General features: G+C 68.4%; 19 protein-coding genes. 8 read left to right on the top strand and 11 right to left on the bottom strand.

Going from position 1 to position 21,878, the window contains the following annotated elements; all coding sequences use genetic code 11:
* Positions 1-18: 18 nt before the first annotated feature.
* From DBR10_RS15830 to DBR10_RS15800, 7 genes are all read right to left on the bottom strand, one after another.
* Positions 19-537, bottom strand: a complete 519-nt coding sequence (locus DBR10_RS15830) for a CPBP family glutamic-type intramembrane protease (RefSeq protein WP_108490437.1) — start codon at positions 535-537, stop codon at positions 19-21.
* A gap of 144 nt (positions 538-681) precedes the next feature.
* Positions 682-1,800: an aromatic ring-hydroxylating oxygenase subunit alpha gene (locus DBR10_RS15825; RefSeq protein ID WP_108504930.1), complete on the bottom strand. Its 1,119-nt coding sequence runs from the start codon at positions 1,798-1,800 to the stop codon at positions 682-684.
* Between the two features lie 50 nt (positions 1,801-1,850).
* Complete coding sequence (locus DBR10_RS15820; protein WP_108504929.1) at positions 1,851-2,780, bottom strand: alpha/beta hydrolase; 930 nt, start codon at positions 2,778-2,780, stop codon at positions 1,851-1,853.
* 61 nt (positions 2,781-2,841) lie between these two features.
* Positions 2,842-5,304 carry a glycoside hydrolase family 2 protein gene (locus DBR10_RS15815; protein ID WP_199225352.1) on the bottom strand — a complete coding sequence of 821 codons (2,463 nt, stop codon included), beginning with the start codon at positions 5,302-5,304 and terminating at the stop codon, positions 2,842-2,844.
* A 2-nt stretch (positions 5,305-5,306) separates the two neighbouring features.
* The gene (locus DBR10_RS15810; RefSeq protein WP_199223524.1) at positions 5,307-6,260 is read right to left on the bottom strand and encodes a DUF1839 family protein; all 954 of its coding nucleotides are present in this window, start codon (positions 6,258-6,260) and stop codon (positions 5,307-5,309) included.
* On the bottom strand, positions 6,257-7,186 hold the full coding sequence (locus tag DBR10_RS15805; protein WP_108504928.1) for an amino acid--[acyl-carrier-protein] ligase: 930 nt from the start codon (positions 7,184-7,186) through the stop codon (positions 6,257-6,259). Before DBR10_RS15805 ends, DBR10_RS15810 begins: the two co-directional genes overlap by 4 nt.
* A gap of 35 nt (positions 7,187-7,221) precedes the next feature.
* Entirely contained in the window at positions 7,222-7,467 is a 246-nt protein-coding gene (locus DBR10_RS15800; RefSeq protein WP_108504927.1) for an acyl carrier protein, read from the bottom strand.
* Positions 7,468-7,771: 304 nt separating this feature from the next.
* On the opposite strand from DBR10_RS15800, the gene DBR10_RS15795 reads away from it, so the two are divergent.
* Together DBR10_RS15795 and DBR10_RS15790 are read left to right on the top strand one after the other, a co-directional pair.
* Positions 7,772-8,947 carry an acyl-CoA dehydrogenase family protein gene (locus DBR10_RS15795; protein WP_158272208.1) on the top strand — a complete coding sequence of 392 codons (1,176 nt, stop codon included), beginning with the start codon at positions 7,772-7,774 and terminating at the stop codon, positions 8,945-8,947.
* A complete protein-coding gene (locus DBR10_RS15790; protein WP_108504925.1) occupies positions 8,928-10,661 on the top strand; it encodes an alpha/beta fold hydrolase in 1,734 nt (577 codons plus the stop codon). The genes DBR10_RS15795 and DBR10_RS15790 overlap by 20 nt, the downstream gene beginning before the upstream one ends.
* Positions 10,662-10,663: 2 nt before the next feature.
* Here the strand turns inward: DBR10_RS15790 and DBR10_RS15785 are convergent, their stop codons facing one another.
* Positions 10,664-11,764: an endo-1,4-beta-xylanase gene (locus DBR10_RS15785; protein ID WP_108504924.1), complete on the bottom strand. Its 1,101-nt coding sequence runs from the start codon at positions 11,762-11,764 to the stop codon at positions 10,664-10,666.
* 10 nt (positions 11,765-11,774) lie between these two features.
* A complete protein-coding gene (locus DBR10_RS15780; RefSeq protein WP_158272207.1) occupies positions 11,775-13,817 on the bottom strand; it encodes a GumC family protein in 2,043 nt (680 codons plus the stop codon).
* A gap of 346 nt (positions 13,818-14,163) precedes the next feature.
* Between DBR10_RS15780 and DBR10_RS15775 the strand changes: the two genes are divergently transcribed.
* Both DBR10_RS15775 and DBR10_RS15770 read left to right on the top strand, forming a co-directional pair.
* Entirely contained in the window at positions 14,164-14,910 is a 747-nt protein-coding gene (locus DBR10_RS15775; protein ID WP_158272206.1) for a polysaccharide biosynthesis/export family protein, read from the top strand.
* Between the two features lie 37 nt (positions 14,911-14,947).
* Positions 14,948-16,198, top strand: coding sequence for a lipopolysaccharide biosynthesis protein (locus tag DBR10_RS15770; RefSeq protein WP_108504921.1), 1,251 nt, complete (start codon positions 14,948-14,950; stop codon positions 16,196-16,198).
* On the opposite strand, the gene DBR10_RS15765 is transcribed toward DBR10_RS15770, so the two are convergent.
* Positions 16,134-17,579: an O-antigen ligase family protein gene (locus tag DBR10_RS15765; protein ID WP_108504920.1), complete on the bottom strand. Its 1,446-nt coding sequence runs from the start codon at positions 17,577-17,579 to the stop codon at positions 16,134-16,136. The two genes, DBR10_RS15770 and DBR10_RS15765, sit on opposite strands and share 65 nt — an antisense overlap.
* Positions 17,572-18,288, bottom strand: coding sequence for a WecB/TagA/CpsF family glycosyltransferase (locus tag DBR10_RS15760; RefSeq protein WP_158273171.1), 717 nt, complete (start codon positions 18,286-18,288; stop codon positions 17,572-17,574). Before DBR10_RS15760 ends, DBR10_RS15765 begins: the two co-directional genes overlap by 8 nt.
* A 187-nt stretch (positions 18,289-18,475) precedes the next feature.
* On the opposite strand from DBR10_RS15760, the gene DBR10_RS15755 reads away from it, so the two are divergent.
* The 4 genes from DBR10_RS15755 (at position 18,476) to DBR10_RS15740 (ending at position 21,854) form a co-directional block, all read left to right on the top strand.
* Positions 18,476-19,081 carry a sugar transferase gene (locus DBR10_RS15755; RefSeq protein ID WP_108489921.1) on the top strand — a complete coding sequence of 202 codons (606 nt, stop codon included), beginning with the start codon at positions 18,476-18,478 and terminating at the stop codon, positions 19,079-19,081.
* Positions 19,078-20,052, top strand: coding sequence for a glycosyltransferase family 2 protein (locus DBR10_RS15750; RefSeq protein ID WP_108556498.1), 975 nt, complete (start codon positions 19,078-19,080; stop codon positions 20,050-20,052). Before DBR10_RS15755 ends, DBR10_RS15750 begins: the two co-directional genes overlap by 4 nt.
* Positions 20,049-21,011, top strand: a complete 963-nt coding sequence (locus DBR10_RS15745; protein ID WP_158272237.1) for a glycosyltransferase — start codon at positions 20,049-20,051, stop codon at positions 21,009-21,011. Before DBR10_RS15750 ends, DBR10_RS15745 begins: the two co-directional genes overlap by 4 nt.
* 96 nt (positions 21,012-21,107) lie before the next feature.
* Complete coding sequence (locus tag DBR10_RS15740; RefSeq protein ID WP_108556497.1) at positions 21,108-21,854, top strand: transaldolase; 747 nt, start codon at positions 21,108-21,110, stop codon at positions 21,852-21,854.
* The last annotated feature ends 24 nt before the right edge of the window (positions 21,855-21,878 follow it).

Below are 21,878 nucleotides of genomic sequence, written 5' to 3'. Positions count from 1 at the left end.
GGCGGGCTTTTTGCTTTCTCAGCCTAGCGCGCTGACCCCGCCCAGCCAGGTTTGCCAGACCACCACCAGCACCCAGTGCAGGATCACGGCGGGCCATAGCGAGCCGGTGCGCCAGCGCAGCAGCGCGCAGCCGATGCCCAACACCGCGCAGCACAGCAGGAAGTCCGGCTGCAGGAACACGCCCGCCGCGTTCGGCAGGAAGGTCAGGGCCTCGACGGCGTGCCAGACCACATAGAGGGCGGTGGAAAGGACGATGGCCAGGGCCGGCCGGTCGGTCTCGTCGTGGCCCGGCATCAGCAGGCCCCGGAACACCGCTTCTTCGCCCAGGGCCGGGACGAGGACCACCGTCAGCAGCCGCAGGGCCAGGCCGGGCTGGGTAGGGGTCAGGTGATAGAGGCCCGACAGAAAGCCGATCGCGGCCATGGCGGTCAGGGTGGCAAGGCCGATCCCGAGGCTCAGTGCCCAGCCTTGCGGCGAGGGCAGGGTTATGAGGGCTGAGACGAGGCGGCGACCGTAGACGTTCACACTTTGCGCCATACCTGACCCCGTCATCCCGCGCCTGTGCGCGGGACCCATCTATCCACCGCACGTGCGGCGCGGAAGGATCCCCTCAAGGGCAAACTCGACCATGGGTCCCGCGCATGAAGCGCGGGATGACGGGAAACCTTTGGAAAGCCCCTGTCAGGTCCGCCACCGCAGCATCTGGTCCTGGACCGGATTGACGAATGGCCGGCCCTCGCGGCGGCTGGCGTTCCATTCGCGCTTGCACTGGTGATACCAGCGGGCCTGCTGGTCGGCGTCACCCACCCACATCAGCGGTGGATTGGCCTTCAGGCCCGGGGTCTGGACCTCGACGATCCTGCCGTCCTGGCGCAGGAAGGCGCGGGCGGCCACGCGGATGATCGGATAGAGCGCCGTGAAGGCCCAGTGATCGGACCACATGATCTGGTTCATGCGGGTCTTGTGGGCATTGATCGGGGTCATGGCCGACAGGGCCAGCACCTGCTTCTGCCCCACCGTCACATGCTCCCAGCGCAGGCCGGGCAGGCGGAAGGTGATCTCGGTCAGGGGCTCGCCGCCGAGAATGGCATAGGCCTTGGAGTTCTTGGACGGCTCGTGCCGCACCATGGTGAAACCGGCCTCCGACGGGGCGAAGCGCTTGTTCTTTTCGTGCTGGCTGGCGGTGGTGCGCCACCACCACTGCTGGTGCACATAGGGGCCGTGGGCCGGATCGATCAGGCCCAGCACCGCGTGGTCGATATGGATGTCATAGTCCAGATGGTCGACCAGCTTGGGCTTGCCGCCGACAATGCCGGGTATGACCGGCGGGGCCTCGGGCGGCTCGCCGTCGAAGCGGGCGTCGGACGACATCCAGATCCAGACTAGCCCCTGTTGTTCGACGATCGGATAGCGGCGCACCCGCACCTTGCTGATGTCGAAATCGCTGTCGGCGGTGAGCGACGGGATGGCGGTGCAGGCCCCGTCGGAGCCGAAACGCCAGCCGTGATAGGGGCACTCGACGCTGTCTGTGCCGTCCTTCTCGTGAAAGACCCGCCCGGCCGACAGGGCGGCGGCGCGGTGCGGGCAGATATCGCGAATGGCATAGGCCTGGCCGGCGCGCGTGCGGCCGATCAGCACCGGCTCGCCCAGATATTCGCGGGCCTCTTTCTTGCCGGGCTTCAGGTCGGGCGACAGGCAGGCCACATACCAGGCGTCCCAGACGAAGCCCTCGCCAAACTTGCTGGCGGAGGCGGGCTGGGCGGCGTTGCTCTGGGCGGCGGCGGCGTCATCGGCGGGCATGTCGCCCTTATAGCCTGTTTCGTGGAACTTTCACGACGTCGCGTGCGCGATCAGCGCCGGCCCAGGCGTCCGGCGATGAAGGCGTCGACGGCGGCGGTATAGGGGCTGTCGAGGCCCAGGGTCTGGTTGATCTCGCCATGGCTGAGGGCCTGGGGCAGGACCGGCATGGGCCGCCCGGCGGCCCTGGCCTTGGCCTGGAAAGCCTCGGCGGCGGCGCAGGGCCGGTCCGGTCGCTGGCTGGAGCAGACCAGCATCATCGGCACGGCGGCCGGGCTCCACTGGTCCATCGGCGAGACGGCGGCCCAGGCGGCGGGATCGCTGCCGAAGGCCTCGTCATAGAAGCCCTGATGCGGCTTGCCCATCACGTCGGAGACCTTGAGCACGGCCGAGTCGAGCACCACGGTCCCGGCCCAGGGGCGGCCGACCTGTTCGGGGCGGGCCGACAGCAGGGCGACCAGATGCGCCCCGGCCGAATGGCCCATCAGGATGATCTTCTGCTCCGAGCCGCCCCAGTCCTCGGCATAGGCCTGGACCCATTTGACGGCCTCGGCCACATCCCTGGCCTGCTCGTCGGCCATGGCCTCGGGCAGCAGGCGGTAATTGACGCTGACCACGATGAAGCCCTTGGGCAGCCAGTGCTTCAGCTTGTTCTCGATCACCCCGGCATTGGCCTTGTCGCCGAGCTTCCAGGCCCCGCCGTGCACCATGACCAGGATCGGGGCATTCTTCGCGTTCGGCGGCAGGTAGATGTCGATCTGCTGCCTGTCGTCAGTGCCGTAGCTCTGGGTCAGCTTGCGGGCCCCGGGCGCGATGGCCTGCAGGTCGACGGGCCGCTCATCGCCGGCGCGCTTTTCCTGCAGGCGCTGGGCGATGGCCCGCAGGCGGGGCCGGTCCTGGCGGGCCTCGGCGGTGGTCGCCGCCAGGCCGATCAGGCCGCACAGCAGAAGCAGGAGGGCAGGGGCCTTGGCGGCGGAACGCATGCGGGAAACTCCGGGGGCTCAACTCAGGCTCTTAACGGGCGATGACGACCGTTCCGTCGCTTTAGCCGAAGCGACAAAGGACCCGCCCGCCCGGAGCCAGGATCGCGCCCTGCGGCGGAGCCCTGTTCGGGCCCTCCGGGGTCAGGATCAGGGTCCGGGCCGGGCCAGGGGGCAGGCACAGCCAGTCATCGTCGGCCCGGTAGCCGTCGACCTGCAGCCAGGCGATGCGCACGACCCGGTCGGTCTGCACGGTGAGTTGCCAGGTCCCGTCAGGACCCTCTTCCAGCGTCGCCTCGACCGTGGCCCGTTCCGGCGAGCCCGTCACGGACGGGAAGTGGACGGCCTCCCGCAGCACCGCCGTCTCGCCCGCCCGACGCAGGCGCACCACCGTGGTGTCGTGGCCCGGCGGACCGAAGCGGTAGGCATAGGTGATGTCGAAGAAGGCGCCGATGACCTCGAAGGCCGACAGGCTTTCCGCCGCGCGCGGAGCAAGGTTCAGGGCCCGGCGGGCGGTAAGGACCGGCGTCGCGCCTTCCCGCAGGCAGGTCAGTTCCAGCTCCAGGTCCAGCGCCTCGGCGGTTTCGTTGACCAGATGGATGGCCAGGCCGTCGCCGCCCTCGTCGGTCAGGCCCAGATGCAGTGGCTGGAAGGCGCGCTTCAGGGCATGCCAAGCGGGCTTGGGGCGGCCGAGACTGTCGATGACGCCCCAGCCGGCGCCGGCCACGATGTCCTGGAAGGTCCAGATCAGGGCACCGCGGCAGACCGAGCCGGCCCGGCGCCACTCGGCGAAGGTGGCTTCCATCACCTGGCCGGTGACGGCGCGCGACAGGTCCAGATAAAGGGCCGGATCACTGTCGCGCAGGGCGGCGGGATCGACCCCGTGCAGCAGGGCCAGATAGTGGTCGCGGACGTCCTCGAAGTCCCAGTCGGCCCCGAGGTCGCGCGGCGTGCGGGCCTTCCAGGCCGCTTCGCCGGGGCCCACACCGGGCAAGCCCGCCTTCAGCGTCGCTGCGTCCGGGACATTGGCGAAGGCCAGGCACTCGCTGGCGAACCTGACGCCGGCACGGCGGGCGTCCTCGAGCGGGCGCATATAAGCCCCGACGCCGAAATAGTGCGCGACGCCGGTGCCGGGCGAAAACGGCAGCGGGCCGCCATAGGGTGAGTTGCGGACATAGACGGTATCGGGCCGCCGGCGGGCTACGGCCTGGGGCAGGATCTCGTCATAGAGCGGGCTGGCGGTCTGGGCGGGCTTCAGGCCCATCATGGTCGCCTGCTGGTGCACCTCGCTGCCGCCGCACAGCACCACCAGCGACGGCGACAGCTGCAGCCGGTCCAGCAGGCTGTCGGCCTCACGCGCCACCTGCTCGGCAAAGGCGGGGTCGGCGACCGGATAGTCGAAATTGGCGAAGGCAAAGTCCTGCCAGACCAGGATGCCCAGCTCGTCACACAGCTCGAAGAAGGCCGGGCTCTCATAGGCTCCGGTGCCGCTCATCCGCAGCATGTTCATCCCGGCCTCGCGCGCCAAGGCCAGCCAGGGCGCATAGGCCTCGCGCGTGCCGGGCAGGCCGAGGATGTCGGCGGTGGTCCAGACCGCGCCCCGGCAGAAGACGTCCTGCCCGTTGACCGTCAGGCCAAAGCCGGTGCCGTCGGGGCCTGTGTCGCAGGCGATCTGGCGAAAGCCGGTGCGGCCGAGGTCGTAGACCGTCTCGCCGATCCGGACACTGACGGCATGCAGGACCGGCTCGCCATGGGTATGGGGCCACCAGGGGGCGATGCCGGGCAGGTCGAGGGTGCCGGTAAAGGCCCCGTCGACGTCACGGGTCAGGGTCACCGACCGTCCGGCGCAGGACAGGACCGGGGCGTCGGTCGCGCCCTCCACGACCAGGCGGGCCGACAGCTGGCCGGTGTCACCGTCCAGCCGGGCCTGCAGGTCGGTCTCGACCAGGGACGGCGGGCCGGGGGTGGTGCAGAGGATCGGACGCCAGGGACCGACGGCCTCGATGGCCGGGGTCCAGCCGGGCATCTGACCCAGCAGGGTGGTGCGGAGGCCGCGCAAGCCCTGGCGCGGGATCATCCGGGGCCGCCAGCGGGCGCGGGGAAGCTTGCGCTCCAGCCGCTCGGTCAGGGCCCGAAAGCAGAGCCAGAGGGTCTGGGGGCCGGACAGCTCGACCGGCACGAGGTGGCGCTCGAACATCGAGTCCGAGTCCAGGATCCGCTTCCCGTCCAGCCAGACCTCGCAGAGGGTGGCCAGGCCCTGGAACTCAAGCCGGTGCGGGCCCGTTTCGGCCAGCGGCAGCCGCCACCAGACGTCCTGGTCGTGCAGCGGTGTCGGGGCGTTCGGATCAAAGCGCCCGGCGACCGCCAGGGCTGCGGCGGTGGTGCCGGGAACGGCGGCGGGGACCCAGTCGGTCAGGCCGGCGGCCTCGGACGGTGAGACGCAGGCCCCCGCCGGGGTCAGGCACAGGGTCCAGCCGTCGGACAGGGCGACCTGGCCTTGTCCGCTGGCGGACAGGACGCGCGCCACGCTCAGGCCTGCCGGTGCAGCTGGTCGAACAGGGCATCCCAGGCCTCAACAGCCGGGGCGATCGCCGCCGGCAGGGTGTCGAAGCGCTTGCGGGCGCAGGCTCGCGCCAGCTGGAACTGGGCGACCTTGGCCACTTCGGCGATCCGCCGGGCGTGGGGTGCCGCCGCATGTTCGGGCTCCAGCCAGAGCAGGTGATCGGCCAGCAGTTCGAAATTGGCCCCGACCTGGCGCAGGGTGTTGAAGGCGTATTTGTGGAAGTAGGCCGGTTCGCGCCCCGCCACGCCCTCGGCCTGTTCGGCCAGCACCGCCTGGAAGGCCGCAACCGGGTTGGCCGTCGGGCTTTGGGCCAGTCGCCGCACGAGTAGGGTGCGGGCGATTTCGCGTTCATCCGTTATTGGACGATCTCCGAACTTGACGAACTCGGCATAGGGCAGGAACGGCGTCGTGTCGTGGGCATAGCCCCGGAACAGGCCGTCGAAGTCGTCGCCCTCGAGGCCGAAATAGCCGCCGTTGTGGAAGTATTCCAGCGTCCGGGCCGACACATCCAGGCGGTTGACCCCGATCGTCGTCTTGCCGTGTTCCAGCTGGTAGGACACCGCCCGGGTGTCGGGCAGGAAGAAACTGTCGACCTCGATCAGGCACAGACGGCCGCGCGCCAGCTGGACAGCGGCGTGCCCGCTGATCGCGTCATAGACCGCCAGCTCCTGCACCGAGACGCCGTACAGGGCCTCAAGGTCTTCGGTCGGGGTCTTGAAGAAGGTGAAGTGGTCGCCTTCGAAGTCCTGGGTGACGGTGAAGCCGAACATCGCCTCGGGCGCGGCACCCATGGCGGCCACTACCTCGATCCACAGATCCACGAAGCAGTTGGTCTCGGGCCACATCCGGTCCTGGGCGTGCAGCCGGTGGCGGACATGGCTTTCCGGGGTCAGGCCGGGGAAGCAGGCGGGCAGGTTCACCCCCACAGGGCTTCACGCACGCTGGCCGGCCAGGCTTTGACGTCGAGGCCATGGTGCTTGAACAGGGCGAGCGCGATCCGTTCGAGGCCGAAGCCGACGCAGGCGGTGTGGGCCACGCTACCGTCGTCGGTGGCAATGCCCCAGGTCTGGCCGAAATGGTCCTGGTGATAGTTGAAGCTCAGGCAGGCTGTGGGCTGCTCGACGCTGGTGATCGGCACCAGCAGTTCGAACTTCAGCTGCTGTTCGCGCTGGGCCATGGCCATCAGCTTGCCGCCCCGGCCGAAGAACGGATCGCTGGCGATCTCCAGCTGGTAGGGCAGGCCGACCCGGTTGATCAGGGCCTGGCCGCGCTGCAGCCAGAGCTGGCGGAACTCCAGCACCTGGTCGGGACTGCCGATCCGCACATATTCGCGCTGGCGGAACAGCTGCATGCGGGCCGGGTCATTGGAGGGCTCGTGCCGGAAGCAGTAGGACTGCAGGTCGTACAGTCCGCCGTCGGACGGCAGGACGCCCCGGGCCGCGACAGCCGGATAGAGCGGGTAGCAGGTGGCCGGAGTCAGGACGACGTCGGTGCCGGTCAGACCTCCGGTCCAGTCCTGGCCACCCTCGATGGCCTGCAGCAGGTCGTTGTGGGCATGGCTGTCGCCGCAGAAGCTGTGCACCGCCCCGGCCAGCTGCGGGAAGCTCTTCATGTAGCCGCTGCGCGCGAAGTGGGCGCGGTTCATGCCGGGCGGAAAGCGCATGACCTCGGCCTGGCCTTCGCCGGCGGCCGTCACCGTGGCTTCGAAGCGGGTGATGACGTCTTCAAACACCCCGCTGCGGCCATAGACTCCGGGCACGCCGGTATCGATCAGCAGGCCTGCGCCGAGCAGGTCCTTGAGATAGGCGGCCTTGGTGTCGACGGGGGCGTCCGGCTGGGCGTCCATGGGCAAGGTTCCGGGAGCTTGAGGAAACGGTCGGGTCAGGCCGTCGCGCCGGTCAGCTGCTGAACAGCCGCCTGGATCGCGCCGAGGCTCGAAAAGGTCTTCGGGCTCAGCATGGTTTCCGGGAACTCGATGTCGAAGGTCTCTTCGAGGGCCAGCATCAGTTGCACCGAGGCAAAGGAGCTCATGCCGGCGCGATAGAGGTCGGTGTCCTCGGCCAGGGTGGCGACGTCGACGGCCAGACCGCCATGATCTGCCACCAGTCCACGCACTTGCTCAATCATGATCAGCCTTCGATATCCAACGAGGAGGTGGAGCGCAGTATCCTTTATAGATGTAAAATAGTGCTGTTCGATAATGGTAAGCCAAGTCTTAATCCAGCTTGTCAGGGTTCTTCACGGACTGCAGGGCTGGCCCGGGCTTTGCACCTGCGCTGCTGAATGCCCGGGCAGGGCAGGCTGAACTGATGCAAACCGGCACACCCGGCGGGTCCAAAAGGATCTGTGCGGCCTGGGCCGATACGCTAAAGGAAGCCTCACCGACCCGGCACGGATCAGACAGGGACAGAACGACATGCAGGCGCCGGCCTTGAAGACGCTCGCCGACACCGGGACCTCCGGCTGGACACCTCTGTCGCCCCAGGTTCTGGAAGCGGCCCGGACGGCTGCGGCCAGCGTGGACAGCGAAGGCCGTTTCCCGGTCGAGGCGTTTGAGGCCCTGCGCGCCCATGGTGCACTCGGCGTACTGGCCGATCCCGCCGAAACCTCGCTGGCCCGGGTCGCTGCCGATTGCTACGCCCTCGCCGGAGCCTGCAGCAGCGCCGGCATGATCCTGGCCATGCACCATATCCAGGTCGCCTGCCTGGCCCGCCATGCGGCCGGGGCCCCCTGGCACGACGCCTTCCTGCGCCGGATCATTGACCAGCAACTGCTGCTGGCGTCCTCCACCTCCGAGGTCGGGATTGGCGGCAATCTGCGCAGCAGCCTTTGTGCGGTGGTTTCGGGTGGCGGCCGTTTCAGTGTCGTCAAGCAGGCCAGCGCCATCTCCTATGCGGCCGATGCCGACGTCATCCTGGTCACCGCCCGCGCCCATCCCGAGGCCTCGGCCGGGGACCAGTCGCTGGTCGTGCTGGAAGGCGACGACTTCCAGCTCGAAGCCGGTGAGGCCTGGGACGCCATGGGCATGCGCGGTACCGGCAGCGGGGCCTTTGTGCTGACGGGTGCCGGCGAGACGGCGCAGGTCGTGCCCGTGCCGTTCGGCGAGATCGCCGGGACCACCATGGCCCCGGTCTCGCACATTCTCTGGGGCGCGGTCTGGACCGGCATCGCCGCCGATGCCGTGGCCCGGGCCCGGGCCTGTGTCCGCAGCCGCCGCAAGGCCGGGTCGACCGAACTGCCCGCCGGGGCCCTGCGCCTCGCCGAAGCGGTCGAGAAGCTGCAGATGGCCGAAGCCCGCGTGCGTACGGCGATCGCGGCCTTCGACTGGAAGACCGTCAGGAGCCCCGACTTTGCCGAGGTCGCCGCCGACAACAATCTCAAGACCAGTGTCGGGGAAACCTGCCTGGAGGTCGCCCAGATCGCCCTGTCGATCTGCGGCTTCGCCGGCTATGCCCGTCAGGGCCCCTACAGTGTCGCCCGCCATGTCCGTGACCTGCACTCGGCCCCGATCATGATCGCCAACGAGCGCATGCGCGAAGGGGCGGCCCAGCTGCTCCTGGCCCAGAAGCCGCGCCTGGGGCTCTTCCATGACCGCGCTGCAGACTGAGCTCCGGCCGAAGGCCGTGAAACCGCCACAACCGGCCACCCCTTCGGCCACCTTGGCCATTGCCTTTGAGGGCCATGCCGGCTGGCTGCATACGCCGGACGCTGATCGAGCCCGCGAGGTCGGGGTGGTGGTGTGTTCGCCGCTGGGCCGGGACGCGCGCTGCGCCCATCTGCCCCTGCGCCTGCTGGCCGAGGACCTGGCGTCGGCCGGAATCGCGACCCTGCGCTACGACCATCTCGGCACGGGTGACTCGCTCGATTTTGAGGCCCCCGAGGCCGATGCCCTGCCGGTCTGGCTGGACGGCGTGCGGGCCGCCGTTGCTGCCCTCCGTGAACGGACCGGCGTCAAACGCGTCGTGCTGGCCGGCCTGCGCTTCGGCGCGACCCTGGCGGCCCTGTCGGCGGAGCTCGCGGACGGGCTCGTCCTGCTGGCCCCCGTCGTGCGCGGCGGTCCCTGGCTGCGCGAGCTGAAACTGGCCACGGCGGTGCTGGCCCCGACCACGGTGGGCGCGGTCTGTAGCGGCGTCGACGCCGACGGTCTGGTCCTGTCGGGCGATACGGCCGCCGCCATCACCGGCATCGACCTTCGGACCCTGGAGAGCCGGGGGCGGCCGCTGCTGCTGGCGGCCCAGAACCCGGCGACGGCCAAGCTGGGCGAGGCGCTGGTCCTCGACGGCGGTCGTGTCACCGTGGTGCCCTTCGACGGCTTTGCCGCCCTGTTTGACGACTCTCACAGCAATCTGGCCCCCCGCGAGCTGTTCGACCGGGTCATCGGCTGGCTGGGCGAGCATTTCCCGGGCGTGGATGCGAGCGGCCAGACACGGCCGGACGATCTTGCCGCGCTCTATCCGGCCGGCGCGATCGAGCGCCCGGTGACCTTCGGGGCCGGACTTCGGGGTGTGATCTGCTTCCCCGAGGACGGTGCACCTACGGGCAAAGCCGTCGTGCTGTGCAATACCGGTGGCGATCCGCGCGCCGGGATTGGCGGCTTTGCCACGGCCACCGCCCGGGCCCTGGCCCGCGAAGGGGTCATGTCGCTGCGGTTCGATTTCGCCGGGCTGGGCGACAGTCCGGCCGCGGACGGTGCGGTCCGCAGCCATGTCTATGAGACGTCACGCAAGCCCGACTTCGATGCGGCCATAGCCCTGCTGCAGGGACTCGGTGCCCAGAAGATCGTGGTCGGCGGGGTCTGTGCCGGCGGCTATCACGCGCTGCATGCGGCGCTGGACGATCCCCGGATCGCCGGGGTCTTTGCGATCAACACCGTGATCCTGGCCTGGCGGACCGGAACCTCGCTGGCGGTTGGGGACCGTGACGAGGGCCGCTCGACCCAGGCCTATCTGCAGCGCCTGGGCCAGGTCTCGACCTGGACCCGCCTGTTGAAGGGCGGCATCGATGTGCCGGCCATCCTGCGCACGCTTCGCCTGCGGCTGCAGGCCCGGCTGGCGGCCCGCTCGGGGGCGACGCCGGAGGCTGCGGTCAAAGCCCGGATCGGCGAGCTCTCGGCGCGCGGTGGTGTGGTTCGTCTCATCGTCGGGGCCGAGGATCCATCGCTCGACATGGTGGTGTCCCACTTCGGACCGGGCGGACGGCGGTTTGTCGGGTTGCCCGGGCTGTCGCTGCAGATCGTGCCGGGGCTGGATCACGGTCTGGCCCTGCAGTCCAGCCGCGACAAGGCCGGTCGTGAGGTCGTGGCCTTCCTGAACGGGCTTTAGGTCTAGCGACGGATCTTGCGCTTCGGCGCGCCGGCAAAGGCGTCCATCAGGGCCTGGACCACGATCTTGGGCCGCAGGTCGGCATCGAAGGGCAGGGGCCGTACTCCCTGGCCGTCGGGCCGCGGGAACATGCCGGCCTTGGAGGTATAGCGGTCGCTGAGTCCCCAGGTCGTGACCCGCGTCACGGCCGGCTCGTCCAGCACCGTGTCGAGGAAGGTGCGGTAGATCTCGGCCACCACCCCGTCGCGACGCTCCAGTGCACCGGTGATCTTGCGGTCATCGACGTCCAGCTCGGTGATGTGGATCTCCAGACCCAGGGCCGCGACCTCGGCCAGGAAGCGGCGCAGGCCGGGGCCGAAGGCGCGGGGCCGTCCGCCGATCAGGTGACCCTGCAGGGCCAGGGCATGGACCGGCACCCGGGCATCCTTGAGCCGGCGCAGCAGGTCCAGCATCGTGCCGCGCTTTTCGACCATCCAGCTTTCGTCGTCATACTCGAGGCCGTAGTCCGACAGCACCAGGGTCGCGGTCGGGTCGGCGGCATGGGCCGTATGGAAGGCGAGGGGAATGTAGTCGGGACCGAGGGCCCTGAACCAGGGCGACAGGCGCAGGCCGTCGGGGCGCCTGTCATTGCGTTCAACCGGCTCGTTCAGCACATCCCAGGCCTGGATATGGCCGGCATAGCGGCCGACGACCCGGGTGATGTGCTCGGTCAGCAGGGCCCGGCCGTCGCGGGGTGTCAGGTCGCCGCCGATCCAGGCGGGCAGGGCCTCGTGCCAGACCAGGCAGTGCCCGTGGACCTGGGCTCCCTGGTCATGGGCGATGGCCATGAAGCGATCGGCCCGCGAGAAGTCGAACTGGTCCCGCGCCGGGCGCAGGGCATTCCACTTCATGACGTTCTCGGGCGTCAGCGACGCGCACTGGCGGCGCAGCAGGGTTTCGTAGCCGAAGTCGCGGTCGACGGCCTCGGGTTCGATTGCGGCCCCGAAGATGAGGCCCTTCTCGGCCGCCATTGCCCGCAGGGCCGGCACCGCCGCCAGGGCCGGAGCCGCAGCCAGCGACAGGCCGCCGGCCATCAGGGCGCGGCGCGATGGACCTTGCCGCATGGGATCAGCCTCAGAGCCAGGAATAGATCAGGCGTGGAATATAGAAGCCGCGCTTGTTGAGAATAGCCCCGATCACCTCACCGCCGGCGGCGTCGATGCGCTCGATCAGGTTGCGGGCGACGGCGGCGCGGGTGGCCTCGGCCTCGACCACGATCAGGGTCATGTCGACCATCGGTGCGGCAATCAGGGCGGCGGCCGAGCGGGCCATGGCCGGGGTGTCGACCAGCACGACGTCATAGTCACGACGGGCCTGGGCGATGGTCTTTTCCAGCTGTGCCTCGGCCGCGCCCATGTCGCGGGCCCCGACCGGCAGGGTGACATGCAGGCTGCCGCCGTTGACGCTGAGCCGGTTGTCGGAGAGGCGGTGCAGGGTGGCCCCGCTCTCGGCCAGGCCCTGAGCGGCCGACCGGCCTTCGGGCGGTTCGATATCGATCAGCAGGACCCGGCGCGAGCCGTCGCCGGCCGCCAGCAGGGCCAGGTCGAGCATCAGGCTGGAGACGCCCTCCTCACCGTTGGCGGCGACCAGCTGCATCACCCGTCCGGGGCCGGGGGCGACGCTGCTGAGCAGGCGCAGCAGCAGCTTGCTGTCTTCATAGGTCAGGTGCGAGGTCCGGGGACGGCCCTTGAGGCCCCGGCGGCGATCGGCGCGGGCGGCCATCGGCACAGCCAGGATGATCGGCACGTCCAGCTTCTGTTCGACGTCGCGCGGGGTGATCATCACGTCCGAGAAGGCGGCCGAGACCAGGATCACCGCCAGGGCGGCGATGACGCCGAGGGCCAGACCGGCGATCAGCAGGATCATGCGGCCGCTCTTGCCCTTGACCGGGGCGTCGGCGGCCTGGACCACGCGGACATTGGCCTTGGACTTGGACAGAACGTCGGCCAGCTGGGTGTCTTCCGAGCGCTTGGCGATGTCGGAGAACGAGGCCTCCAGCATGGTGCGCTTGCGGATCAGCTCGCGATATTCGGGGCCGATGCGGACCAGTTCGGCCAGGCGCGTCGTCGCGGCCCTGAGGTCGCGGGCGGCGGTGGCGCGGGCCAGCCTCAGGCCGGCCACATCGCCTTCCGAACTCGCTAGGTCGGTGTCGAGCTGCTGGTGGACCGGATTGACGGCGCGGCGGACGGCGGTGACCTGCTGGGCCGGCGCGTTGCGGATCTGCTCCTGGACCTCGGCGATCTTGCGGTCGAGGTCGCCGATCAGGGGATAGCCGTCGACAAAGCGGGCGGCGGCGACGCGGCGCTGGTTCTGCAGGTCCAGCAGGCTGCGGGTCAGGTCGTCCAGCTGCTGCGAGCGGCCGCGATCGGTCGAGACGTCCATCTCGGCCGGGGCTGACTGCAGGCGGCGTGACAGCACGGCGGCCCGACCGCTGCGGGTGGCCAGTTGCTGGTCCAGCGACTGCAGCTGGCTGGTCAGCGAGGCCTGCTGGCTCTGAACGGTGGCAAATTCGGAGGGGTAGTCCCCGAAGCCGTGATCCAGCGAAAACTTCGACAGCTCTTCCTCGATACCGGCCAGGCGGAGATTGAGCTGGTCGCGCTGGCCGTTGACGGACTGCAGGTCAGACTGCTCGAAGATCGAGCGACGCCGCTCGATATAGAGGGCGACCAGCTTGTTCAGCACGTCGGCGGCGACCTGGGCGTCCTTGTTGCGCAGGCTGAGTTCGATGACGTTCGACTGCGGGACGTTATCGATCGTCAGGTCCTTGGTCAGCTGCTCGGCGGCCTTTTCGAGGCCTTGCGGCTCGGCGGCCAGCGCCGGATAGACCTTGGCCAGCCCCACATCCTGGATGGCGCGGGTACGAAGGTCCTTGGCGGTCAGGATCTCCATTTCCGCATGGACGATCTGGGCCCGGTCAAAGCTCAGGCCGGCGGCACCGCTGACGTCGGTGCGGAACACATAGTCGTCGCCCAGCAGGATCAGGAGACGCGACTGGGCGACATAGACCGGCTGGGCCAGGAAGACCGCTACGATGGCGAGGAGGACCGGGATCAGGAAGGCCAGTATGGCTTCGCGGCGATAGTAGAATGCCGGCGTCAGCACTTCGCGAATGGTCAAGGGCGATCGAATGCGGCCGCTAGGGCTGCTTTGGGTATAGGCACCCTGCTCGATCACGGCAGCATTCATCAGAAAGGGACACTCGATCGATCATCGACGCCGCCAAAAGCGCGCGCGGTTAACCATTCGATACGGACCCAACCTTAATAAAGGCTAACGCTGGAATACGAACTTCCGGGGGGATGGGCAGCAAGCTGGCTTTTCGCTCCGAAATGCTTCGGCTGAAGGCCCTTGCTGCTCCGGTCGTGCTGCTTTTTGACGCGGCGCGGTCAGGCGCGGGAACGAATTTCTAATGCGCGCGGCGCAGTCTGATCGTCGGGGCGCAGCGGGCGCCAGGGAGGTTGTCTTGTTGTCATGGGCTCGTCCGGCGGCGCTCGCCGCCCTGATGCTGGTCACGGCCTGCGCCTCGGCCCCGCCGGCCCGGTCGGCGCGCGGCTTTGACCGCATGCCCGTCGGTAGCCGGGTCGAGAATCCCGGCGTGACCTTCGCCACCTGGACCCCTGACGACTATCGCTACCGCATCGGGCCCGGCGACGAACTGGCGGTGCGCTTCCTGCTCAATCCGGATCTGAATGCCTCTGTCCTGGTCGGACCGGACGGCCGGGGCGTGTTTCCGCTGGTCAGCGGCCAGGGCGTCGCGGGCATGACACCCGAGCAGGCGGCGGCCGCCCTGACCCGCGCCTATGGCAGCGTGCTGCGCAATCCGCAGGTCGAGACCCTGATCACCAGCTACGGGTCCTCGCAGATCTATGTCAGCGGCGAGGTGCGCGAGCCTGGGATCAAGCCGCTGAAGGGTCAGATCAGCGTCGCCCAGGCTGTCGTGGCGGCCGGCGGCTTCCAGGAAACGGCCCGGACCGGCAAGGTCGTGGTGCTGCGCCAGCGTCCCGGCGATCCGAGGCTGCTGATGCGCACGGTAGATGTGCGGGCCGCGCTCAAGGGCGCCGACGGCGGCGACTTCCCGATCCTGCCAGGCGACCTGATCTTCGTCCCGCGCAGCGCCATCGCCGAGGTCAATCTGTTCATCCGGCAATATGTCACCGGTGCCTTGCCGTTCAGCTTCAATTACAGCATCAACCGCGGACGCACCTACTAGCGCGGACGCCGTCCGCAGCCATGGCCCAAGGGGACGGATGTCGCGCTATCTGATCTCGGCCCTGGAGCAGGCGATCTGGTCGCTGCTGAACTTCGGCGTCAACCTGCTGCTGATCCGCTTCGTGGCCCCCGACCAGTACGGCGGCTTCGTGTTCTGGGCGTCCATCGGCTTTGTGCTGTCCAGCCTCCAGAATGCCCTGACCGTCTGCCACCTGCAGGTCCTCGGTCCGGGGGAGGGTACGGCCCCCGAGCGCCTGCCGGTCGAGCGGCTGATGCACGGGGTCAATCTGGTTTTCCTGGCGGTCGTGGCCCTCGCCAGCCTGGGCGGAGCCCTGGCCTATCTGCGGGCGGGCAGTCCCTATGGCGCGGTAGCCGCCACCCTCTTTGTACCCGCCTATCTGCTGCAGCAATATGTGCGGGCCCTGGCCTTTTCGCGCGGGCGGCCGGGCGTGGCGGCCATTCAGACCAGCCTTGTGCTGCTGCTGGTGGTGCCGCTGCTGGGCGGGGCCCTGGTCCTGCAGCCGCATCTGACGGCCAATACGATTCTGCTCAGCCTCGGTGCGGCCTATGCCGTGGTCGGTGGCGGCGGGCTGGTGCTGGCCACACGCGGTCAGGGTCCGCTACCCGGCACCCGCGAACTGGCCGCCTTCAGCGGCTATGCCCGGCAGTCGGGGTGGATCTTCCTGGGCGTCTCCAGCACCGAGCTCCTGACCCGGTTCTACGTCTTCGTGGTAGCGGGCTGGTACGGCGCGGCGGCCCTGGCCTCGCTGGCCGCGACCCAGCAACTGTTGCGACCGATCCCGCTGCTGGCCTCGTCCTGGGGCATGGTGGCCCGGGCGGACCTGGCGCGGCGGCGCGATGCAGGCCAGTGGCGCGCCTTTTCGGCCTCGACCCTGCTGGCCCTGCTGGGCGGCGCGGTTGTCGCCGTGCTCTGGACCTTCATGATCTATGAGGCCTGGCCGTTGATCACCGAGCACCTGTTCGGCGGAAAATATGCCGAAGACGGCTGGATGGTTCTGCTCTGGGGCATCAGTGCAGCGCTTGGCTTTGGGCAGGTCGTGGTCAGCGCGGCCCTGCAGGTGCTGCGGGCCTTCAAGGCCCTGGCCCTGGCCAATACCGCCGCCTCCCTGGTGGCGGCGGGCGGGATCCTGCTGATGATGCGCCAGTACGGCTATGGCGGCGCGATCACCGGCACTGCGGCCGGTCAGGCCCTGGAACTGGCCGCTATGGGAGCCATCCTTGTGGCAGCGGTCGCGGCCCGGACACGGGAAGCGCGCGCCGCCGCCTGACGGGGTCTTCCGCCTCGGACCTGAAGCGCATGTCGACATCGATGCCCAGCAGCAGGATCACAATCCCGAACATTGCATTGGCGGTGAAGAAGCTGCTTTCCATCCAGTTGTGGACGAAGAAGACCAGCGGGAACATGCCAAGATAGACGCTGTAGGGCAGGTCGGCGCGGCCTTCCGCGGTTCGGGCCATCAGTCCCCGTCGCATCAGGGTCAGGGACCGGAGGGTCCAGCGGCCCAGCAGATAGAGCGCGCCCAGCAGGCCGAAGATGCCGGTCGTCACCAGCAGGTCGATGTACCCGTTGTGCGACTCGTTGGTGTAGGAGTTCGGCTGGGCGAACCACTCGCCGGTCTGCAGGCTGGGCTGGATCTTGGGATCGACATCCCAGAACGAGGCAAAACCCAGACCGGTCAGCGGGCGCTTGGCAAATTCGTCCAGGGCGAAGGCCCAGACCTCGGTCCGCTGGGTGAAGGTGAGCTTCCGGAGCGGGCCCAGGGGGTCCATGCCGTTGCCGTAGCTCCAGGTCAGCCAGCCAAACAGCGCGCCGGCCACAAGCAGGAGCGAGGCAGCCAGCAGGGCCTGAAGGGCCCCCAGGCGAAGACGCAGGACGGCCAGAATGACCGGTGTGGCCAGGATGCCTACAGCCAGGATCGCCATGCTGGTCTTGGACTTGCTGCCGATCAGCAGGGCGACGCAGCCGAGGAACATCGCCCCCCAGAACAGTCGCCAGGCCAGGCGTCTTTCGAACAGGATGTAGGGGCTGATCACCAGGCCGGAGAGCAGCATCACCGATCCCAGGGTGTTCTTGTGGTTGTGGATCGCCGCCAGGCCCAGGAAGGTCATCGACTTGGCCGGTGCCACGATCCACGAGACCACGTCGATGATGATGACAATGGCGCAGGCGGTGGCAATGGCGGCATGCATCCGCCGGGCGTCGCGCAGTCCTGTGACCAGGGCCACACAGATGATCAGGTTGACCACATAGAGGAACAGGCGGCGGCCGGAGGTCGGCTGGTCGATGGCCCAGCGGGTTGTGGCCGCGAACCACAGGAACATCAGCAGCAGCGGCCACAGGCGCTGGACCGCCGTCAGCACCTCGGCCCGCCGGAACCAGAGGATCGGGACCGACAGCCCCAGTAGCGCCAGCCAGATCATCCGGTTCAGCGGCGAGGCCACGGCTGCGCCGGTCAGGGGGTCAAGCTCGACCTCGTGCTTGTAGGGCGACTGGCCGATCATCAGGTAGAGCAGCATCAGGACCAGCACGACGGCGGACCAGAGGGCGACCAGATCGTCAGACCGGACGGCGGCGGCCCGCCGGTCAGCATCGTGATTGGCCCGCCAGTCGTCCAGGACCCTTCGGCGGGGCGTGGCCAGCTCAGACATCGACGGTGGCGCGCCGAAGGCCGAAACGGATGGCGATCGTGTCGCGCAGGCCCAGGCCCAGGCCGTAGAAGCCACGCATGTAGCGCCGCCAAAGCCGGCGGGGCTCTTTCACCAGGCGATAGAGCCAGACCAGGCCGGTCCGCTCCATCAGGTCCGGCGCGGGCCGGGAGTCGCCGGTGAGGACCGACAGCGAGCTGCCGATGCACAGGCCCACGCCCGTTGAGCGGCCGTCGCGAATGACTGCGTGGCAGAACAGCTCGGACTGGGGCGGGCCCATGGCGACAAACACGAACCGGGCAGGATGGTTGGCCACGAATTCGACCGCTTCGGCCACGGCAGACGGCTGGTGAATGAAGCCCATCGGCGGATTGTGATGGGCGAGATTGGTCAGGCCGTAACGGGCCTTCAGGCGTTCGATCAGGTCGGGCATGCCACCGATCACGCTAATGGGCGTGTCGGGCCTGATCACCTGGTCGAACAGGTCGCGGACCACATAGGCCCCCGGCGCAAACTCCAGGTTCAGTCCGGCCAGGGCCGCAGCCCGGCCGATCACCCGGCTGTCATTGGTGCTGATCCAGCAGGCATCGCTGCAGGCCCGGAAATCGTCATTGTGGCGGCGCAGCCAGGCGTGCTCGGCGTTGGGCGTGACGAAGGTGACGAAAGGCGCTTCAGCCGGGCGTCTGTCCAGGGCCTCGACGGTATCTTTCACCGAGAGTGGTGTGAAACGCAGGCCTGCGAAGAAGACCTCTGCAGGGTCGGTTCGTGGCGCGGATGTCGACGAAGGCGGCATTCAACGTACCTGACATAGAAGAGTCGGCTTATTGTCGCGCTGGAACGCGTCTTGCACAGCTATGGCTCAGCATCTGTTTACGTCCGGTTCCCGTCGCGAGGCCAAGTTGAGAATAGCACAGACCCTGAAGCGCCTGATGGACGTGGTCCTGTCGGCGCTGCTGCTGGTGATTCTGGCCCCGCTGCTGGCCCTGATCGCGCTTGCGGTGAGGATGACCTCGCACGGTCCGGCCCTCTATGCCTGTCACTGGGTGGGCAAGGACGCGCGGCCGTTCACCGGCTTCAAGTTCCGCACCATGATCCAGGGGGCAGCGGCCATGGAGGCCGAGCTTCAGGATCGCAATGAGATGAAGGGGCCGGCCTTCAAGCTGACCAATGATCCGCGGGTCACCTCCGTCGGGCGCTTCCTGCGCAAGTACAGCCTGGATGAACTGCCCCAGCTGTGGAGCGTGCTGATCGGCGATCTCAGCCTGGTCGGGCCGCGCCCGCCGCGCGAGCACGAATACGCCCAGTTCACCGACTTCCAGAAGCAGAAGCTGGCCGTAAAGCCCGGGATCACCTGCCTGTGGCAGGTCGAGGGCCGCCACAAGATCAATGACTATGACGACTGGGTCGCGCGCGACCTCGACTATATCCGGCGCTGGTCGCTGTGGCTGGACATCCAGATCTTGGCCCGCACGGCCGTCGTCGTCTTCCGGGGGACGGGCGTATGAGTACGGACAAGGCGCAGGCGATGGCCCCGGCCATCAGCGTGGTGGTGCTGAGCTATGACCGCGTCCACCTGCTGGAGCGGACCCTGACGACCTGCCTGCGGCCCGAGACCTCGGACGGGGTGCCGTTCGAGATTGTCGTGGTCGACAACCATCCCGACCGGCTGGCCGAGGGTCTGATCGCACGCCTGGCGGCCACGACCGACGTGCCCCTGACCTATCTGGGCGATCCCCGGCGCAATGTCTCGATCGTGCGCAATATCGGCATCCATGCCGCGCGCGGCCGTTATGTGGCCTTCATCGACGATGATGAAGCCCCTGACCCGCACTGGCTGTCGGAACTCTACGCCTGTCTGGAACGCACGGGCGCCGACGCCGCCTTCGGGCCCAAGCATCCGGTGTTCGAATCCGGGACGGCCCCGACCTGGGATCCGCAAGGCTGGCGCTATACCCTGGACTATCAGGAGCCGGCCGACGCGCCGATCCACCTGTTCGGGCGACTGCGCAAGAAGGGCAAGGGCCTGGGCAGCGGCAATGCCGCCTTCCGGGTAGCGACCTGTTTCAACACGGCCGAGCCGTTCAGCGTGGCCTTCGGCGACGGCAATGGCGAGGACACCCACCTGCTGTTCCGCCTCGCCCTGTCCGGCAAGCGCTTCGTCTGGTGCCCGTCAGCCATGGTCCGCGAGTTCATCGAGACCGACCGTACCAAGCCCAGCTACATGGTCACCCGCATGAAGCGCGGCTCGCAGCACTATGCGGCCTCGCGGATCGCCACCAGCGACCGGCCTGGCCTCACGCGGGTCAAGGTCTCACTGCTGGGCCTGGCCCAGTTCTGTGTTCATCTGGGCCTCTACGTCGTGTCCGGCGAGTGGCTGGGCGGTGAGCGCTTCGAGCACCGCATCGGCATGGCCAAGGGCCTGGGCAAGCTGACCTGGCGGGCTCCCATCGGCTTCATCGACGAGAAGACGGCGTGACCGATCTGACCCTGGCGATCGCCACCTATGATCGTCCCGCCCTGCTGCAACTGACCCTGGCCTCGTGCCTGGCCCAGGACAACAGCCTGGGGCTGAGCCTCGAGATCGTCGTCGTCGACAACCATCCGTCCGGCAACGGACGGGCGGTGGTTGAGGCCCTGGCCGAGGGGGCACCCTGGCCGCTGCGCTATATCACCGACCTGACCCGCAACATGTCCACCCTGCGCAACCGGGGCTTCTCCGAAGCGCGCGGCACGATGGTGGCGTTCATCGACGACGATGAGGTCGCCTCGCCGGACTGGACCGACCAGCTGGTTTCGGCGCTGCGCAAGGCGGATGCCGACATCGCGGTCGGCCCGCGCCTGGCGACGTTTGAGCAGGGCCCTCCCGCCTATGATCCCACCGGTTCGCAGTTTGCCCGCGACCTTCACCTGCCGGACGGGGCCCTGGTCGTCCTGACGGAAGCCTCCGGCAAGCCGCGCTACGGGCTCGGCACCGGCAATTCGCTGTTTCATGTGGCCCGCTGCTTCCCCGATGGCGAGCCGGCCATGCGCGAGGCGTTCGGCGATGCCGGCGGCGAGGATGCCGAGCTGTTCGTGCGGCTGCACCGCAACGGCCGCCGCATCGTCTGGGCGGCGAAGGCCTTCGTCACCGAGGCGGTCGCGCCGCATCGCACCGAGGTCGCCTATCGCCTGCTGCGGACCCGTCGCGAGACCCAGCACTATGTCTCGATCTATATCGACGCGGCGTCGCGGCCGGGTCTGGCCTGGGCCATTCTGATGGCCAAGGGCGTGGTCCAGCTGGTCGCCGGCGCGGCGCTGGCCGTCCTGACCTGGGAGTTCGGCTCGCAGCGGCGCCTGGCTGCGCGCCTGCAGATGGCCCATGGCTTGGGCAAGTTGAGCTGGAAGCGCCCGGTCGGATACATTTCCGAACCCGGTTCGGGGTTTGAAACCGATTGAACGTCGAGCTTGGCCTTGGGCTTGCTAGGTAGCGGTCACCATTGAAGGGCCCTGTGTCCTTTTGAACCAAGACGCCGACAGAAAGCGACGATCTCCATGCTGCAAGTTCTCGATGCGACACAGGTGCTGAACAACACCCTCGCCACCCAGATCAAGCTGTTCGCCGACGGCGCCAGCCTGGACGACTTCACCCGTCTGAACGCCGACGGCCAGGTGGCCGGCTTCACGACCAACCCGACCCTGATGCGCCGTGCCGGCGTCACCGACTATGAGGCCTTCGCCAAGGCCCTGGTCGAGCGCATCCCCGACGCGCCGATCTCGTTCGAGGTGTTCTCCGACGAGTTCGAGGACATGAAGCGCCAGGCCCGCAAGATCGCGACCTGGGGCAAGAACGTCTATGTGAAGATCCCGATCACCAACACCAAGGGCGAGAGCAGCCTGCCGATGGTGCGCGAGCTGGCCGCCGAAGGCGTCAAGCTGAACGTCACCGCCATCATGACGCTCGAGCAGGTTGCTGCCACGGTCGAGGCGCTGGACGTCGACGTCCCGGCCGTGATCTCGGTCTTCGCCGGCCGGATCGCCGACACGGGCCTGGATCCGATGCCGGTCATGCGCGCTGCCGTCGCCCTGGCCGCCCGCAAGCCCAAGGCCGAGGTGCTGTGGGCCAGCGTTCGCGAAGTCCTGAACATCTATCAGGCCCGTGACTGCGGCTGCCACATCATCACCACGCCGACGGACATCCTCAAGAAGCTGTCGATGGCCGGCAAGGATCTGGACGATCTCTCCCAGGAGACCGTCGCCATGTTCTACAACGACGCCCTCGCCGTCGGTTACACGCTCTAGGGTGAGGCCGATGGGCACGCTGCG

It is taken from the genome of Caulobacter sp. HMWF025 (assembly GCF_003060965.1).
Taxonomy (GTDB): domain Bacteria; phylum Pseudomonadota; class Alphaproteobacteria; order Caulobacterales; family Caulobacteraceae; genus Caulobacter.
Note: the sequence above shows the minus strand (reverse complement) of the source record. Positions and strands in the feature narration are given on the sequence as shown.